Origin of the sequence: Buttiauxella izardii (genome assembly GCF_003601925.1) — a bacterium.
Taxonomy (GTDB): Bacteria; Pseudomonadota; Gammaproteobacteria; order Enterobacterales; family Enterobacteriaceae; genus Buttiauxella; species Buttiauxella izardii.
This window is the reverse complement of record NZ_QZWH01000001.1, coordinates 149,236-165,212: the sequence shown is the minus strand read 5'-3', so window position 1 is coordinate 165,212 and position 15,977 is coordinate 149,236. Positions and strand designations below refer to the sequence as shown.

Genomic DNA, 15,977 nt, shown 5'->3' with positions numbered 1-15,977 from the left:
AACTATAAGGATTCAAAGCTATGGGTTTTCTTACCGGTAAACGCATTCTGATCACTGGCGTCGCCAGTAAACTCTCCATTGCCTACGGTATCGCACAGGCTATGCACCGCGAAGGTGCTGAACTGGCTTTCACTTACCAGAATGAAAAACTGAAAGGCCGTGTGGAAGGTTTTGCTGCGGATCTGGGCTCAAGCCTGGTTCTGCCGTGCGACGTGGCAGAAGATGCAAGCATCGACGCGATGTTTGCTGAGCTTGCGAAAAGCTGGCCGAAGTTTGACGGTTTCGTTCACTCAATTGGCTTCGCTCCTGGCGACCAGTTAGATGGCGATTACGTGAACGCGGTAACCCGTGAAGGCTTCAAAATTGCTCACGACATCAGCTCTTACAGCTTCGTAGCAATGGCTAAAGTTTGCCGTGAAATGCTGAACCCAGGTTCTGCGCTGCTGACTCTGTCTTACCTGGGCGCTGAGCGTGCTATCCCTAACTACAACGTGATGGGTCTGGCTAAAGCGTCTCTGGAAGCTAACGTGCGCTACATGGCGAACGCGATGGGTCCAGAAGGTGTGCGTGTGAATGCGATTTCTGCGGGTCCAATCCGTACGCTGGCAGCATCTGGCATTAAAGATTTCCGTAAAATGCTGTCACATTGCGAAGCGGTAACGCCGATTCGTCGTACCGTGACCATCGAAGATGTGGGTAACTCTGCTGCGTTCCTGTGTTCAGACCTGTCTGCCGGTGTTTCCGGTGAAGTTCTGCACGTTGACGGCGGTTTCAGCATCGCTGCAATGAACGAACTGGAACTGAAAGACTAATTCCGTTCGCCACGGGGCGGCGTCCGTCGCCCTGTTTTGCTGTTCCCCTTCTTAGTTATACCTTTCCGATATTTGTTATCACCTATCATTCTTTTGTCGCATTCCATGCTTACGCCAGGATAAAGCAGCTAACCAGGCCGTCAGGTGTTTTCCCCGGGCTTGTCAACTCTTTGACCAAGGAACGACCATGGAACAACGCCGAATCTCTGGCAAAGGCCACTGGTATCATGAAACTCAATCCAGCCGCAGCGACGACGCCGTTTTACCGTTAGTTCCTGAGGCTGCTTTTATTCAGGATCGCTTTTTGCTCGATCTGGCGCTCAGTGATGAACAACGCGGGGTTGAATCGAACTGGCTATCCATCGCGCGAAAAGCCGCTGAATGCTTGCTGCCGGAAAACAGCCCGGTGACACGTTTGAATACGCTCAGTTGCTATGACCGCTTGAGTACCGCGCTGACGGTGGCGCAGGTTTATGGCGTCCAGCGTCTATGTAACCACTATGCCGCCCGCCTTGCTCCGCAACCGGGGCCGGATTCTTCCCGTGAAAGTAATCGCCGCCTGACACAAATTACGCAATACGCCCGCCAGCTTGCGAGCCAGCCCACACTGATTGATGACAATTCCCGCCAGCAGCTTGATGAAGTCGCCCTGTCGGTTAATGACATCGTCACGTTTAACCAGCTCATCGGTTTTATCGGCTTTCAGGCCCGCGTGATAGCGGTGTTTCAGGCCCTTCAGGGGCTTCCTGTGCGCTGGTTACCCGGCATTGATATGCAACAAGATGCCAGCGCAGAGCTGTTTCTCGAGGGTGATAAATCCTGGCAGCCTGCTTTCCCGGAGGTAGAACTGCGCTATGCCAATACTGAGCAACTCGACGTGCTCAATTTTAGTGAGACTCAACCCGCGTTGCGTGAGTTGAGCGGCCTGCTGGTCAACGATGCCATAGCGCTGCATTCATTGAGCCAGTTGACGCCATTATTTTACCCGGCTGTCGCGCAGGAAGATGACGATACGATTCTTGTCGGCCTGCTGACCGCGCGGATTAACGGCAGCGTCAGTTGCTTCAGCGATTTTGCACGGGCGTGGCGCGGTGAGAGTCATCTGCCGGAAGCCATGCGCAATGGTGAAAGAGCGTTACAGGCCTGGTGTCACAATCATCCGCGTGAGCGCGCGATTATCCAGGCCGTTCGAGTTTTAACCCGCTCGCCCGGCAGCTTTAGCGCCGCCCAGCTTCAACCTTTGTTCGAGCAGGGTTTTAACGAACGTGAGATCCTACAATTGCTGGTGAGTTCAGGGCTTTACGGCTGGCTGAACCGGCTAAAAATCGGGCTGGGTAATGCCAGCTAAACCTAAGACAGCCCGTGCTTTTGCGGCAAACAGCGCTTGCCGCAAAGGGTGGTTTCGCGTAAAACTGTCAGCCGCTCTTTTGGCCACGAAAACTAATAATCATGTTCCAGGATAACCCGCTGCTCGCGCAGCTTAAACAGCAACTGCATTCCCAAACTCCACGCGTTGAAGGCGTGGTTAAAGGCACGGAAAAAGGCTTTGGCTTCCTCGAAGTGGATTCCCAAAAAAGTTACTTTATTCCGCCTCCGCAGATGAAAAAAGTGATGCACGGTGACCGCGTGAGCGCGGTGATTCATACCGACAAGGACCGCGAAACCGCTGAGCCAGAAGAGCTTATCGAACCGTTCCTCAGCCGGTTTGTTGGCCGTGTACAACGTAAAGACGACCGTCTGACTATTGTTCCGGATCACCCATTACTGCGCGATGCGATTCAGTGTCGTGCAGACCGTAACGTGACTCATGATTTCCAGAATGGCGACTGGGCCGTTGCGGAAATGAAACGCCACCCGCTGAAAGGCGACCGGGGTTTCTACGCGGATTTGACGCAGTTCATCACCTCTGGTGACGATCACCTTGCGCCATGGTGGGTGACACTGTCACGCCACAATCTTGAGCGTGAAGCGCCAAATGGTGTGGCGACGGAAATGCTCGACGAAGGCCTGGTGCGTGAAGATTTAACCGCCCTGGATTTTGTCACCATTGATAGCGCCAGCACCGAAGATATGGACGATGCGCTGTTTGTTGAAGAGCTTGCCGATGGCAAATTACAACTGACCGTGGCTATCGCCGACCCGACTGCGTGGATTAGCGAAGACAGCAAACTTGACGGTATCGCCAAAGTTCGCGCCTTCACCAACTATCTGCCGGGCTTTAATATCCCGATGTTGCCACGCGAATTGTCAGACGATCTGTGCTCGCTGCGCCCTAATGTCACGCGCCCTGTTGTGGCTTGCCGCATGGTTATCGCGCAGGACGGCAGCATTGAGAGCGAGATTAACTTCTTTGTTGCCACCATCGAATCAAAAGCCAAACTGGCCTATGACGATGTGTCGAACTGGCTGGAAGAAAAAGGCGACTGGCAACCACAGTCTGAAGCCATTGCTAAGCAAATTCGCCTGCTGGAACGCGTTTGCCATAGCCGCGCTGAATGGCGTCGCACTCACGCGCTGGTGTTCAAAGACCGCCCTGATTACCGCTTTGTGTTAGGCGAGAAAGGCGAAGTGTTGGATATCGTCTCTGAGCCGCGCCGCATTGCAAACCGCATTGTTGAAGAAGCGATGATTGCTGCCAACGTCTGTGCCGCAATTGTGCTGCGCGAAAAACTCGGTTTCGGCGTTTATAACGTCCACACCGGTTTTGATCCGGCCAATATCGAACAACTGGCGACCATGCTGCAAGGTCACGGCCTGGAAGTTGACGCGCAAGAAGTGCTAACGCTGAACGGCTTCTGCAAACTGCGTCGTGAACTCGATGCGCAGCCAACCGGTTTCCTCGATAGCCGTATTCGTCGTTATCAGTCATTTGCCGAAATCAGCACCGAACCTGGGCCGCATTACGGCCTGGGCCTGGAAGCTTACGCCACCTGGACTTCACCGATTCGTAAATACGGCGATATGATCAACCATCGTCTGTTGAAAGCGATTATCAAAGGTGAAACGGCGAATCGTCCACAAGATGACATCACCGTACAGATGGCTGAGCGCCGCCGCCTGAACCGCATGGCAGAACGCGATGTCAGCGACTGGCTGTATGCTCGCTTCCTGAGTGACAAAGCAGGAACTGATGCCAAATTCGCCGCTGAGATTATTGATGTCAGCCGTGGTGGAATGCGTGTGCGCCTGATTGAGAACGGCGCGGTCGCCTTTATCCCTGCCCCGTTCATTCACTCTGTGCGTGATGAAATGGTGTGCAGCCAGGAATTGGGCACCGTGCAAATCAAAGGCGAAGTGGCTTTCAAAGTGACTGACGTGATTGATGTGACGATTGCAGAAGTGCGTATGGAAACCCGTAGCGTGATTGCGCGTCCGGCAATCTAACGCCTGGTTTGTGAAGCATCTTAAAAAGCTGAACTTTATGTTCGGCTTTTTTTTGGTTTTATTTCTCTGCGGCTGATTTACGGTTGATAATCACACAAGGAAAATGATTAGCGTTATAACTCCTTTTTTGCTTGCCAATGCGCCTGGAAAACGGTCAATCTAGCGGCGAAGATTCAGATTTCGCACATCTTCTGCAAAAACAATGTCTTTTACTCAGGGTTGCCGCTTCAAGATCGGTTTTGTATTGCTAATATAAATTAGAGACTGACACGCATGTCGGCCCGGTTCAGGAGAGAGCATGAAAGACGAATTGGAGCAGAATCTGCTCTACCGTTACTTAGGGACAACCAGCCCATATTGGCGTTTACCGAACGATAGCAATGCGCTGCAATTAGCGGCCAGCGAAAGTTCAGACGTCAGTCAGGTGGTAGCACTCGAGCCAGAGCAGGCAAACCAAATTCGCCAGATGTCGGTGATTACGTCCAGCGTCACCCTTTCAATTTCACTGTTTGGCAGTGAGGTTCCTGTGCATTTGGTCGGGCGCAAGGTTTCGAAGAAAGAGTGGGCAGGCACGGCATCAGCCTGGAACGACACCCCTTCCGTGGCGCGCGATTTAGTTCAGGGGCTTTCCTTTGCTGAACAGGTGGTTTCCGAGGCCAATTCGGTCATCGTGATCCTCGACCGCCTGGGGAATATTCAGCGCTTCAATCGTTTGAGCGAAGAATATACCGGGCTTAAAGAACATGAAGTCATCGGGCAGAACGTCTTTAAGCTGTTTATGAGCCGCAGCGAGGCCGCTGCTTCAAAACGCAATATTAGTGGTTTCTTTCGTAATGGAAACTCTTATGAAGTCGAGCGCTGGGTTAAAACGCGTAAAGGCCAGCGTCTGTTTTTATTCCGCAATAAATTCGTCCATAGCGGCAGCGGCAAAAACGAAATCTATCTGATTTGCTCCGGCTCTGATATTACCGAAGAACGCCGCGCTCAGGAACGGCTGCGCGTTCTGGCAAATACTGACACCATCACCGGCCTTCCCAACCGCAACGCCATCAATGACTTAATCACTGCCGCCATTGATACTCGCGGGGATACTCAGGTGGGCATTGTTTATCTCGACCTCGATAACTTCAAAAAGGTCAATGACGCCTACGGCCATATGTTTGGCGACCAGCTTTTGCAGGCGGTGTCATTAGCGATTCTGAGCTGTCTTGATGAAGGGCAAATTCTGGCGCGCCTGGGCGGTGATGAGTTTATCATTCTGGCTACAGATACCTCGCAAGCCACGCTGGAAGCGATGTCTTCTCGCATTCTGACTCGCCTGAAACAGCCCTTCCGCATCGGTTTGATTGAAGTCTATTCCGGTTGTTCGCTCGGTATTTCACTCGCACCACAGCATGGTGAAGACCGTGAAAGCGTGATTCGTAACGCCGATACGGCAATGTACACCGCTAAAGAGAGCGGTCGCGGCAAGTTTTGCGTGTTCTCTCCAGAAATGAATCAGCGGGTGTTTGAGTATTTGTGGCTCGATACCAACCTGCGTAAAGCGCTGGAAAACGACCAGCTGGTGATTCATTATCAGCCGAAAATGACCTGGCGCGGTGAAGTGCGAAGCCTGGAAGCCCTGGTGCGCTGGCAATCGCCGGAGCGCGGGTTAATTCCACCGTTGGATTTTATCTCTTATGCAGAAGAGTCCGGTTTGATCGTACCGCTTGGCCGTTGGGTGATGCTCAGTGTGGTTCAACAAGTGGCGAAATGGCGCGACAAAGGCATTAATTTGCGCGTAGCGGTGAACGTTTCTGCGCGTCAGTTAGCCGACCAGACTATCTTCAGCGACCTGAAACAAGCGTTGAAAGATCTCAATTTTGAATACTGCCCGATTGATGTTGAGCTGACTGAAAGTTGCCTGATTGAAAATGAAGAACTGGCGCTGTCGGTGATTCAGCAATTCAGCCGTTTGGGCGCACAAGTGCATTTAGACGACTTCGGAACCGGATATTCTTCGCTTTCCCAACTTGCCCGTTTCCCGATTGACGCGATTAAACTCGATCAAAGTTTTGTGCGCGATATTCACAAACAATCCGTGTCCCAATCGCTGGTGCGCGCAATCGTCGCGGTTGCCCAGGCACTAAACTTACAGGTGATTGCTGAAGGCGTGGAAAATCAAAAAGAAGACGCCTTCTTAACCAAGAATGGCGTCAACGAACGGCAAGGTTATTTATTTGCTAAACCGATGCCCGCCGCCGTATTCGAGCGCTGGCTTAAGCGATATCTCGCCAGAACGGCGCGGTAAGAAATCTAGCCAGGGAACCTGGCTATTTTATTTGTGCGAACACCTCTTTGGCGGCAAATAATCCATTTAGTGCGCTGGGAAATCCTGCATAGACCGCCATTTGCATCATCACTTCTATAATCTCTTGTTGCGAGCACCCCACATTCAGTGCGCCCTCGATATGGACTTTAAGCTGCGGCGTTGCATTGCCGAGTGCAGTGAGTGCGGCAACCACCGCAATTTCGCGAGACTTTAAATCGAGGCCGGGTCTTGAATAAATATCGCCAAAAGGAAACTCAATAAGCAGGCGCGCAAAATCGGGGGCAATATCTTTCAGGCTATTAATGACATTATCCCCTGCCTGCCCATCCACTTCTTTTAATTTCGCAAGACCACGTAAATAACGTTCGTTTTCCATTTTCATTCCTTGTTGTTGAGTCGTGAACGCACTCTAAAATTTCTTACGCGGTGCATCCAATACCCTTTTTGTGATACCTTTTTGGTATGAATGAATCCATCGATTTACGTCAATTCCGTTATTTTATGGCGGTGTGCGAAGAGCTGAACTTCAGCCGCGCCGCCGTGCGCTTGCATATTTCTCAGCCGCCGTTGAGCAGGCAGATTCGCCAGTTAGAAGAACAACTTGGCGTTCAGCTATTTTTGCGCAGCAAAACGGGCGTGACGCTGACTGAGGCGGGAGCAGCATTCTTACCAGAAGTAAAACGCACGCTTTTACAGGCTGAAAAGGCGATTGCTGTCGCCCAGAAAATGCAGAGTAAAAATCGAGGAAAGTTTGTCGTTGGTTACACGACCGTATTTGAGCGAAGTGCTATTCCAGACGTGATGGACGAGTTGCGCCAACGTTTTCCTGACTGGCAAATCCTGACCACGGGAAGCTATTCGATTAATCTGGTTCGTGAAATAAGTAAAGGCGCAATGGACGTGGCATTTGTGGGTTTACACACGGATGTTCAGGATCTGCAAGTTGAAAAAATTATTGATGATCCTCTGGTCGTCGCTTTACCGTCGGGGCACAGACTGGCGAATAAACGCCTTATTAGTTTCGACATGCTTCGCGATGAACCCATGTTCTGGTTTGAGCGGCGACTCAACCCCGGTTTTTATGATCACTGCCAGGCATTTTTCCAGAAGATCGATTTTAAACCTCATGTCATTCCAGAACCGCCAGACCATCACATCCTGTTGGGGCTGATTGCTGAAGGGAAAGGCGTTGCGCTTGTTCCCGCATCGCTACAATGTATCAAGCGGCAAGGTGTTGTTTTCCGCAAGCTGAAACAAGAGGCACATCCACTCTCAATGGGTATTGCTGTCGCCTGGTCGAAGCAAAATAAATCTCCCGTTCTGCAAACATTTCTTGAATTGCTTCGACGTTAAAAAAAGGACGCCATTCAAACAACGAATGGCGCCCCGTATCAGGTCAGAAATTCGCATTAACTCGCTTTACGCAAAGCCGTCGAACTGTGGCGGTTTTGCAGTTGCACCAGTCTTTCCATATACGCGATATCTTTAGGTTCAAGGCAGAAAGCGGCATCCACCCAGTCTTCGGTGATATCCATTAATTCTGCACGCGGGAGTTGCAGGACACGCTGGCGCGCCCGCAGCATCGCCCGAACGCCATTGAGTTTGGGTTGTAGCGTATCAATGAATGTTCGGGTCGCGAGATACCCCTGGCCGGGTTCGAAAAGCTGATCCACAAGGCCAAATTGCTCGAACCACTCCGCAGTGTGCGACTCTCCCTTATAAATTAACTCTTCTGCCAGTTTCATCCCGGAACGGCGGGCAACCAACGAATATGCGCCCATTCCGGGGAACAAGTTAAAAGCAATTTCCGGGAACCCGAGGCGTGCATCTCGTTGTGCCAGGATGAAATGGTGCGCGAGCGCGGCTTCGAAACCGCCGCCCAATGCACTGCCTTCCACCATCGCCAGGCTAATTGCGCCACTATCAAAACCGCGAGAAGCAGCATGGACGCAGTCAACACAGGCGCGGGCGTACGCGCGCAAAGCCTCGCGCCGCCCTTGTTGTATGGATTCAACAAAAAATCCCAAATCGCCACCCGTGTTATACATTCCCTGAACTAATGATCCGGTCACCCAAAAATCAACCACAAATCCCTCCTGCTGAACGAGGTATCGCAGGTTCATAATTTCTTCGATCAATTGATGATTGAAACAAGGACGCGGTTGCGCTCTGAGCATCATCCACACCGTGCGGCGTTCAGCTTCGTAATAGCCTGATAACTGAGTGAATCGAGAAGTGTCCGTGAACAATTTGCAAGTAGGTTGGTTAATCACTGTCATTATCTTATCCTCATGTTATGAAAGCGCGTTACACGCAGGATCAGACTAATCCACTACTGCTTTTGCATGAATGTATCGGGACAACTAATAATAATTACTTATATATTGTTCGATAATTGATTGATGGCTAAGGCAAATAAAGCGTACCCGCTCCTTCTCTTTTCGCGGCTTTTTTAGCATTATGAAAACAACGATTTTTTGAAATTACAGGATGCACGATGCCTACAGTTAACCCGCTTCAACTCGCAAAACGTATTGATACCGTGCTGGATATTCTGGTGGGAGGCGATCACGCATCTGCCATTAATAATCTGGAAATTTTAAAAGCTGAATTGCTCGCCATCGCTAATGGCGAAGAGCAAAAAGAAAGCGACTTGAAAAAGTCGCCCTGGGAGATTTGAGTCTGACGCCGGTAAATACCGGCGTTTTTTTACAGGCTTAAAGAACCGAACGCGCCCTGCCAGTCTTTCTCGAATGTCGCGATTGCCGCATTCACGGCTGGGGTCGTTAATAGCTGTTCAGTCACATCAACGGGTAACGTAATCGCTTCGCAACCCGCCAGCAGGCAAGACATTGCCTGGTGCGGCGTGCGGAAACTGGCAGCCAGCACTTTGGATTGTGGCGCGTGTAACGTCAGTAACTGCTGTAAATCCTGAACCATCTGAATACCGTCGCCGCCTTGTGCATCGAGGCGATTCACATATGGCGCGACATATTCAGCCCCCGCCAGTGCCGCTAACAAACCCTGCGTAGCGCCATAAACCGCCGTACCCAGCGTTGGGATCCCCGCAATTTTCAACTGCTTCATGGCCGCCAGGCCTTCCACCGTGGTCGGAACTTTCACGACCAGGCCCGGAACGCGTTTCACCAGCAATTCAGCCTCTTTCACCATTTCGTCGGCTTGTGCTGCAATCACCTGGGCAAATAATTTCCCCTCACCGCCTAACGCATCCTGTAATGCGGGCAACACTTCCCACAGCGAAATACCGGCTTTTGCCACAATCGACGGGTTGGTGGTCACACCCTGCAAAGGCAAAACGCGCGCTAAGCGCTTAACGGCGGCTACATCCGCCGTGTCTAAATACAGTTCCATAAAACTCTCCAGATGGGTCATCTATCTCATTGCCGACATGATAACGCCACTGTCTGTTCTTTATCTGATCAAAATCAATAAAACTTTCATTCGAAAGTAATCTAATTTACGAACAGAAGATAAGGACGGGCTTATGCTATTTAATATTCAACGTTACTCAACACATGATGGCCCAGGGATCCGCACCGTGGTTTTCCTGAAAGGCTGCTCGTTAGGCTGCCGCTGGTGCCAAAACCCAGAGAACCGTGCGCGTGATCAGGATGTGTTGTTTGATGAACGGCTGTGTCTTGCAGGTTGCGAACTTTGCCCGCAGGCCGCGCCACATGCAATCAGTCGTGTTGACGATGCGTTGGTGATCGCCCGCGAAAAATTAATGGCCGAAGACATGGCAACGTTGACCGACTGCTGCCCGACTCAGGCGTTAAGCGTTTGCGGTGAAAGCCAAAGCGTTGATGCCATCATGCAGAAAGTCCTGCGTGATAAACCGTTTTATGACCGTAGCGGTGGCGGGATTACGCTTTCTGGTGGCGAGCCGTTTATGCAGCCTGAAATCGCGGAACAATTGCTGAGAAAAAGCAAAGACGCAGGCATTCACACGGCGGTCGAATCTTGTCTTCACGTGCCATGGAAATATATCGAGCCGTCGATTGAGCATTTGGATTTACTGCTCGCCGATCTCAAGCACGTTGACGCAACGCGTTTTAAACAATGGACCGACGGCAGCGCCGAACGCGTGATGGATAACTTCCGCAAACTGGCGGCACGAAATGTAGAAATGACCATTCGCGTGCCGCTGATCCCTGATTTTAATGCTGATGAGCAGTCTATTCGCGCCATCAGTGATTTTGCCGCCGATGAACTCGGCGTGAAAGCGATTCACTTTTTGCCTTACCACACCTTAGGTATCAACAAATACAAACTCCTGAATCTCCCTTATCTGGCCGCGCAGCAACCCCTTGATGCGCCGGAATTGCTGGAATTTGCCCAGCAGTACGCAAGCCAAAAAGGGATGACCGCCTGGATAAGAGGATAAACCGATGACCCAACTGAACCTGAACACCTTAAGCCAACGCATCAAAGACCATAAAGAAGCGTTAATTCATATCGTTAAGCCACCGGTTTGCACCGAACGTGCGCAACATTACACGGCGATTTATCAGCAGCACCAGGACAAACCTTTGCCGGTGCGCCGCGCATTGGCCCTCGCCCATCATCTGGCGGAACGCACCATTTGGATCAAACACGACGAGCTGATCGTCGGCAACCAGGCCAGCCACGTGCGCGGTGCGCCGTTCTTCCCGGAATATACGGTTGGCTGGATTGAAACTGAGATCGACGAACTGGGCGACCGCCCTGGCGCAGGCTTCTCTATTTCAGAAGCTGATAAGGCAGTAATGCATGAGATTTGCCCATGGTGGCGCGGCCAGACCGTGCAAGATCGTTGCTACGGCATGTTTACTGACGAGCAAAAAGAGCTGCTGGCGAGTGGGATTATTAAAGCTGAAGGCAACATGACTTCAGGCGATGCGCACCTTGCGGTCAACTTCCCGCTGCTGCTGGAGTTAGGCATTGACGGTTTGCGTGCAAAAGTGGCTGAACGCCGTTCGCGTTTACATCTCACCGATTGGGAAGATTTGCACAAAGAACAGTTCCTTAAAGCCATCGATATTACTTTTGTGGCATTAAGCGACCATATCAGTCGTTTCGCGGTTCTTGCCAAAGAAATGGCAGCAACCGAAAAACGCGTGGCGCGTCGTGATGAATTACTGGCCATTGCTGAAAACTGCGAACTGATCGCCCATAACAAACCGACTTCTTTCTGGCAGGCATTGCAGTTGAGCTACTTTGTTCAACTGGTATTGCAAATTGAATCTAACGGCCACTCTGTGTCGTTTGGTCGCCTCGATCAGTTCCTGTATCCGTGGTATCGCCGTGATGTTGAGCTTGAGCAAACGCTGGGTCGCGACCAGGCCATTGAACTTCTGCAAAGCTGCTGGTTGAAATTGCTTGAAGTGAACAAAATTCGCTCCGGCTCGCACTCCAAAGCATCAGCCGGTAGCCCGCTTTACCAGAACGTGACGATTGGCGGTCAAACGTTGGTGAATGGCGAAGCGGTTGACGCGGTTAACCCACTCTCCTACGCCATTCTGGAGTCTTGCGGCCAGTTACGATCCACACAACCCAACTTGAGCGTGCGTTACCATGCGGGCATGAGCAATGATTTCCTCGATGCCTGTGTGCAGGTGATTCGCTGTGGTTTCGGGATGCCGGCCTTTAACAATGATGAGATCGTCATCGATGAATTTATCAAACTGGGTGTCAGCCGCGAAGATGCCTACGATTACGCAGCCATCGGGTGCATCGAAACAGCAGTTGGCGGCAAATGGGGTTATCGTTGCACCGGCATGAGCTTCATCAACTTCGCGCGTGTCATGCTGGCGGCGCTTGAAAGTGGCCGTGATGCAACCAGTGGCAAAGTTTTCCTGCCGCAGGAACATGCTCTTTCCGCAGGGAATTTCTCCCAGTTTGAGCAAGTGATGGACGCATGGGACACACAAATTCGCTACTACACCCAGAAATCTATCGAAATAGAATGCGTTGTGGATACGGTTCTTGAAGAGAATGCTCACGATATTCTGTGTTCAGCGCTGGTGGATGATTGCATCGAACGCGGTAAGAGCGTCAAACAAGGTGGCGCAAAATACGACTGGGTTTCTGGCCTGCAAGTCGGTATCGCCAACCTCGGTAACGGCCTCGCCGCTGTCAAAAAACTGGTGTTTGAGCAAGGTGCCATTGGGCAGCAGCAGTTAGCAGAAGCACTGGCGAATGATTTTGATGGTTTAACCGGTGAGCAGTTACGCCAGCGTTTGATTAACGGCGCGCCAAAATATGGTAACGATGAAGATGAAGTGGATTTGTTGTTAGCCCGCGCATACCAGACTTATATCGATGAGCTGAAGCAGTATCACAACACGCGCTTTGGCCGTGGCCCGATCGGCGGGACTTACTACGCAGGCACATCGTCTATTTCTGCAAACGTGCCGTTTGGTGCTGCTACTATGGCAACGCCGGATGGACGCAAAGCGACAACGCCACTGGCGGAAGGCGCAAGCCCAGCTTCAGGCACCGATCGCCTCGGGCCAACTGCGGTGATCAGTTCCGTCGGCAAATTGCCAACCAGCAAAATTCTGGGCGGTGTTTTACTGAATCAGAAACTGAATCCGGCCACTCTGGATAACCCACGTGACCGCGAGAAGTTGATGTTTATGCTGCGTACTTTCTTTGAGGCGCACAAAGGCTGGCATGTGCAATACAACATTGTTTCCCGTGAAACCCTGTTAGATGCCAAACAACATCCTGATAAATATCGTGATCTGGTGGTGCGTGTAGCAGGTTACTCTGCTTTCTTTACTGCCTTATCTCCAGACGCTCAGGATGATATTATAGCCCGTACAGAACATACACTTTGATAATCCCGGCGGTGCATTAAGCACCGCCCATAATTGGCTGACATGAACTCCAGACAACAAATAATCTTACAAATGGTTATCGATCAAGGCCGCATGAGTGTGGCCTCGCTCGCTAAAACAACCGGTGTTTCAGAAGTGACCATTCGCCAGGATCTCAATCTTCTGGAGAAAAAAAACTACCTGCGCCGTGCTCACGGTTACGCTGTGCCGCTCGATAGCGAAGATGTTGAAACGCGAATGATGAACAATTATTCGTTGAAACGTCAACTTGCTGATTTTGCTGCGACGTTGGTTAACGACGGCGAGACTATTTTTATCGAAAATGGTAGCTGTAATGCCCTACTGGCACGCGCATTAGCCGAGCAGAAAAAAATCACGCTGATAACCGTAAGCAGCTACATTGCCCATCTTTTGAAAGATACTGATTGCGAAGTGGTGTTGCTTGGCGGGATTTATCAGAAGAAAAGTGAAAGCATGGTTGGGCCGCTGACGCGCCAGTTTATCCAGCAAGTGCATTTCAGCAAAGCGTTCATTGGGATTGACGGCTTTTTGCCTGAAACCGGGTTTACCAGTCGCGATATGATGCGTGCCGATGTGGTGAACACCGTGCTGGAAAAAGGCAGCGAAGCCATCGTGCTGACGGACAGCAGTAAATTTGGTGCGATGCACCCCTACACGCTTGGCCCTGTCTCACGCATTAATCGCGTGATCACCGATGATGGCCTGAGCGAACTTGCGATGCAGCAGATTCAGCAGATTCAGCAGATTCAGCAGATTCAGGACAGCGGCGTTCAGGTTAACATCGTTAAACAATTCCCCCTCGAGTAATTCCATTTTTAACTGCCTGCCACCCGTGCAGGCAGTATTCTTATCAGAATTATCCTGCTCATCCTTTAAGACTATTTACCTGTTGTTATCTGATGAAGAAATTAAACTATTCATATAGCGATATAACAGGAAGTGATAATCACTGGCGTTATCTTTTAGGTCTTATATCGTCATGCCGTTCACGGAGACTTTTTATAAGCAGGCTTTAGCCACTATACTTTTAAAGAGACTTATTTCCGTGAATCAATAATTCAGGAGAGAGTATTATGACCTTTAATAACAAAAAAATTGCCGCCGTTGTTCTGGCTTTGACCGTTGCGATGTCTCTGAGCGCTTGCTCTAACTGGTCTAAACGTGACCGTAACACCGCGATTGGTGCAGGTGCCGGTGCTCTTGGTGGTGCTGTATTAACTGACGGAAGCACTCTGGGTACATTAGGTGGTGCAGCAGTCGGTGGTATTATCGGCCATCAGGTAGGTAAATAAAGCTTGATGCCAGTAACAGCTTAATTGCTTTGAATAATTATAAAAGCGTTAATATTCAGGTCTGACTTACAGCAGTCATAATAAAGGCCACGGTATATTTACCGTGGCCTAACTATTTTCAACTCAAATTATTTTGGGTATAGTTTAGATAAATCAACCGCCTGCTAATTTTACCTTCATGCCTTTCGCTTCCAGCAGCGATTTAATCAGGTCGCGTTTGTCGCCCTGAATTTCAATAACGCCATCTTTCAGTGAGCCACCGCAGCCGCACTTTTTCTTAAGTTCTGCGGCGATTGCCGTAAGCGTGGCGTCATCTGCATCAATTCCGGTGATCAGGCATACGCCCTTGCCTTTACGGCCAGAAGTCTGGCGCTGAATGCGAACGATGCCATCCCCCTTTTCGCGAACCGGTGCGGCTTTGGGTTCGTCAATACGGCCTGTTTCGGTGGAATAAACTAAACGGCTGTTGTCGTCTTTCATCATGCCCCCTGCTGTAATGACTCACGGATTTCACGCAGAGTCTGAGCTGGATTTGCAGATTGGGTGATCGGGCGTCCAATTACCATGTAATCGACTCCTGCACTCTGTGCTTGTTGCGGCGTCATGATGCGGCGCTGATCGCCTGCGTCACTTCCTGCCGGACGAATGCCTGGAGTAATCAGTTTAAACGCCTTGCCCAGTTCAGATTTGAAACGTACAGCTTCATGAGCTGAACATACCACGCCATCTAACCCGCAATTTTGCGTTAAACGCGCCAGACGTTCTGCATATTCCGCAGGCGTGGTGGTGATACCGAGATCGGCCAGATCACTGGCTTCCATACTGGTCAGAACGGTCACAGCAATCAGCAGTGGCGCGTCTTTGCCAAATGGTTGTAATGCTTCTCGCGCCGCACTCATCATGCGCGCCCCGCCGCTGGCATGAACGTTCACCATCCACACGCCAAGTTCCGCTGCTGCCGCAACCGCTCGCGCCGTGGTATTCGGGATATCGTGAAATTTCAGGTCGAGAAAAACATCGAAACCACGCTGTTGGATATCACGCACCAGTTGCGGCCCAAACAGAGTAAACATCTCTTTGCCCACTTTCAGACGGCAATCACGCGGGTCGATGCGATCAATGAAAGCCAAAGCGTTATCACGATTATCGTAATCAAGTGCAACGACTATAGGGGAATCGGTGGCAACACGGGAGGAGGAGGATGCGGTTGAATTCATGGCTAAACCTTCTGACTGTTGGGCACCATCGAGGCGCAAGAGATAAACGGCAAGCATTCTACTCGCGGTGGGCAGAAAATCACAGCTGCCATTGCACA

At 50.9% G+C, this 15,977-nt stretch carries 15 protein-coding genes; 10 read left to right on the top strand and 5 right to left on the bottom strand.

The window, feature by feature from the left end:
* The first annotated feature begins 20 nt into the window (after positions 1 to 20).
* The 4 genes from fabI (at position 21) to pdeR (ending at position 6,486) form a co-directional block, all read left to right on the top strand.
* A complete protein-coding gene (fabI, locus tag D6029_RS00790; protein WP_034495629.1) occupies positions 21 to 812 on the top strand; it encodes an enoyl-ACP reductase FabI in 792 nt (263 codons plus the stop codon).
* Between the two features lie 187 nt (positions 813 to 999).
* Entirely contained in the window at positions 1,000 to 2,160 is a 1,161-nt protein-coding gene (locus D6029_RS00785; protein ID WP_120062923.1) for a CMD domain-containing protein, read from the top strand.
* A 101-nt stretch (positions 2,161 to 2,261) separates the two neighbouring features.
* Positions 2,262 to 4,196 (top strand): exoribonuclease II, encoded by a 1,935-nt coding sequence (locus D6029_RS00780; RefSeq protein WP_120062922.1) that lies wholly within the window; start codon positions 2,262 to 2,264, stop codon positions 4,194 to 4,196.
* A gap of 298 nt (positions 4,197 to 4,494) precedes the next feature.
* Positions 4,495 to 6,486: a cyclic di-GMP phosphodiesterase gene (gene pdeR, locus D6029_RS00775; RefSeq protein WP_120062921.1), complete on the top strand. Its 1,992-nt coding sequence runs from the start codon at positions 4,495 to 4,497 to the stop codon at positions 6,484 to 6,486.
* 22 nt (positions 6,487 to 6,508) lie between these two features.
* Here pdeR and D6029_RS00770 read toward each other — a convergent pair whose 3' ends face one another.
* Positions 6,509 to 6,883: a carboxymuconolactone decarboxylase family protein gene (locus tag D6029_RS00770; RefSeq protein ID WP_120062920.1), complete on the bottom strand. Its 375-nt coding sequence runs from the start codon at positions 6,881 to 6,883 to the stop codon at positions 6,509 to 6,511.
* Positions 6,884 to 6,969: 86 nt separating this feature from the next.
* Here D6029_RS00770 and D6029_RS00765 point away from each other — a divergent pair, with 86 nt between their 5' ends.
* Positions 6,970 to 7,860, top strand: coding sequence for a LysR family transcriptional regulator (locus tag D6029_RS00765; protein WP_120062919.1), 891 nt, complete (start codon positions 6,970 to 6,972; stop codon positions 7,858 to 7,860).
* A gap of 56 nt (positions 7,861 to 7,916) precedes the next feature.
* Here D6029_RS00765 and D6029_RS00760 read toward each other — a convergent pair whose 3' ends face one another.
* Complete coding sequence (locus D6029_RS00760; protein ID WP_120062918.1) at positions 7,917 to 8,786, bottom strand: crotonase/enoyl-CoA hydratase family protein; 870 nt, start codon at positions 8,784 to 8,786, stop codon at positions 7,917 to 7,919.
* Positions 8,787 to 9,004: 218 nt separating this feature from the next.
* Here D6029_RS00760 and yciZ point away from each other — a divergent pair, with 218 nt between their 5' ends.
* Entirely contained in the window at positions 9,005 to 9,187 is a 183-nt protein-coding gene (yciZ, locus tag D6029_RS00755; protein ID WP_120062917.1) for a protein YciZ/DeoL, read from the top strand.
* A gap of 29 nt (positions 9,188 to 9,216) precedes the next feature.
* Here yciZ and fsa read toward each other — a convergent pair whose 3' ends face one another.
* Positions 9,217 to 9,879 carry a fructose-6-phosphate aldolase gene (gene fsa / locus D6029_RS00750; RefSeq protein ID WP_120062916.1) on the bottom strand — a complete coding sequence of 221 codons (663 nt, stop codon included), beginning with the start codon at positions 9,877 to 9,879 and terminating at the stop codon, positions 9,217 to 9,219.
* Positions 9,880 to 10,012: 133 nt separating this feature from the next.
* On the opposite strand from fsa, the gene D6029_RS00745 reads away from it, so the two are divergent.
* From D6029_RS00745 to osmB, 4 genes are all read left to right on the top strand, one after another.
* Positions 10,013 to 10,912 carry a glycyl-radical enzyme activating protein gene (locus D6029_RS00745; protein ID WP_120062915.1) on the top strand — a complete coding sequence of 300 codons (900 nt, stop codon included), beginning with the start codon at positions 10,013 to 10,015 and terminating at the stop codon, positions 10,910 to 10,912.
* Between the two features lie 4 nt (positions 10,913 to 10,916).
* Entirely contained in the window at positions 10,917 to 13,349 is a 2,433-nt protein-coding gene (locus D6029_RS00740; protein ID WP_120062914.1) for a formate C-acetyltransferase/glycerol dehydratase family glycyl radical enzyme, read from the top strand.
* Positions 13,350 to 13,391: 42 nt separating this feature from the next.
* A complete protein-coding gene (yciT, locus tag D6029_RS00735) occupies positions 13,392 to 14,177 on the top strand; it encodes a DNA-binding transcriptional regulator YciT (protein ID WP_120062913.1) in 786 nt (261 codons plus the stop codon).
* 266 nt (positions 14,178 to 14,443) lie between these two features.
* Positions 14,444 to 14,662, top strand: coding sequence for an osmotically-inducible lipoprotein OsmB (gene osmB, locus D6029_RS00730; protein WP_120062912.1), 219 nt, complete (start codon positions 14,444 to 14,446; stop codon positions 14,660 to 14,662).
* Between the two features lie 153 nt (positions 14,663 to 14,815).
* Here osmB and yciH read toward each other — a convergent pair whose 3' ends face one another.
* Positions 14,816 to 15,142 (bottom strand): stress response translation initiation inhibitor YciH, encoded by a 327-nt coding sequence (yciH, locus tag D6029_RS00725; protein WP_120062911.1) that lies wholly within the window; start codon positions 15,140 to 15,142, stop codon positions 14,816 to 14,818.
* On the bottom strand, positions 15,142 to 15,879 hold the full coding sequence (gene pyrF / locus D6029_RS00720) for an orotidine-5'-phosphate decarboxylase (protein ID WP_120062974.1): 738 nt from the start codon (positions 15,877 to 15,879) through the stop codon (positions 15,142 to 15,144). The genes yciH and pyrF overlap by 1 nt, the downstream gene beginning before the upstream one ends.
* Between the last annotated feature and the right edge of the window lie 98 nt (positions 15,880 to 15,977).

Bases quoted from the DNA above. Each gene is read 5' to 3' on its own strand.
- osmB (WP_120062912.1), top strand. From the start codon at position 14,444: ATGACCTTTAATAACAAAAAAATTGCCGCCGTTGTTCTGGCTTTGACC.
- yciZ (WP_120062917.1), top strand. From the start codon at position 9,005: ATGCCTACAGTTAACCCGCTTCAACTCGCAAAACGTATTGATACCGTG.
- D6029_RS00760 (WP_120062918.1), bottom strand. From the start codon at position 8,786: ATGACAGTGATTAACCAACCTACTTGCAAATTGTTCACGGACACTTCT.
- D6029_RS00765 (WP_120062919.1), top strand. From the start codon at position 6,970: ATGAATGAATCCATCGATTTACGTCAATTCCGTTATTTTATGGCGGTG.
- D6029_RS00785 (WP_120062923.1), top strand. From the start codon at position 1,000: ATGGAACAACGCCGAATCTCTGGCAAAGGCCACTGGTATCATGAAACT.
- fabI (WP_034495629.1), top strand. From the start codon at position 21: ATGGGTTTTCTTACCGGTAAACGCATTCTGATCACTGGCGTCGCCAGT.
- D6029_RS00770 (WP_120062920.1), bottom strand. From the start codon at position 6,883: ATGGAAAACGAACGTTATTTACGTGGTCTTGCGAAATTAAAAGAAGTG.
- D6029_RS00745 (WP_120062915.1), top strand. From the start codon at position 10,013: ATGCTATTTAATATTCAACGTTACTCAACACATGATGGCCCAGGGATC.
- pyrF (WP_120062974.1), bottom strand. From the start codon at position 15,879: ATGAATTCAACCGCATCCTCCTCCTCCCGTGTTGCCACCGATTCCCCT.
- yciT (WP_120062913.1), top strand. From the start codon at position 13,392: ATGAACTCCAGACAACAAATAATCTTACAAATGGTTATCGATCAAGGC.
- fsa (WP_120062916.1), bottom strand. From the start codon at position 9,879: ATGGAACTGTATTTAGACACGGCGGATGTAGCCGCCGTTAAGCGCTTA.
- yciH (WP_120062911.1), bottom strand. From the start codon at position 15,142: ATGAAAGACGACAACAGCCGTTTAGTTTATTCCACCGAAACAGGCCGT.
- D6029_RS00740 (WP_120062914.1), top strand. From the start codon at position 10,917: ATGACCCAACTGAACCTGAACACCTTAAGCCAACGCATCAAAGACCAT.
- D6029_RS00780 (WP_120062922.1), top strand. From the start codon at position 2,262: ATGTTCCAGGATAACCCGCTGCTCGCGCAGCTTAAACAGCAACTGCAT.
- pdeR (WP_120062921.1), top strand. From the start codon at position 4,495: ATGAAAGACGAATTGGAGCAGAATCTGCTCTACCGTTACTTAGGGACA.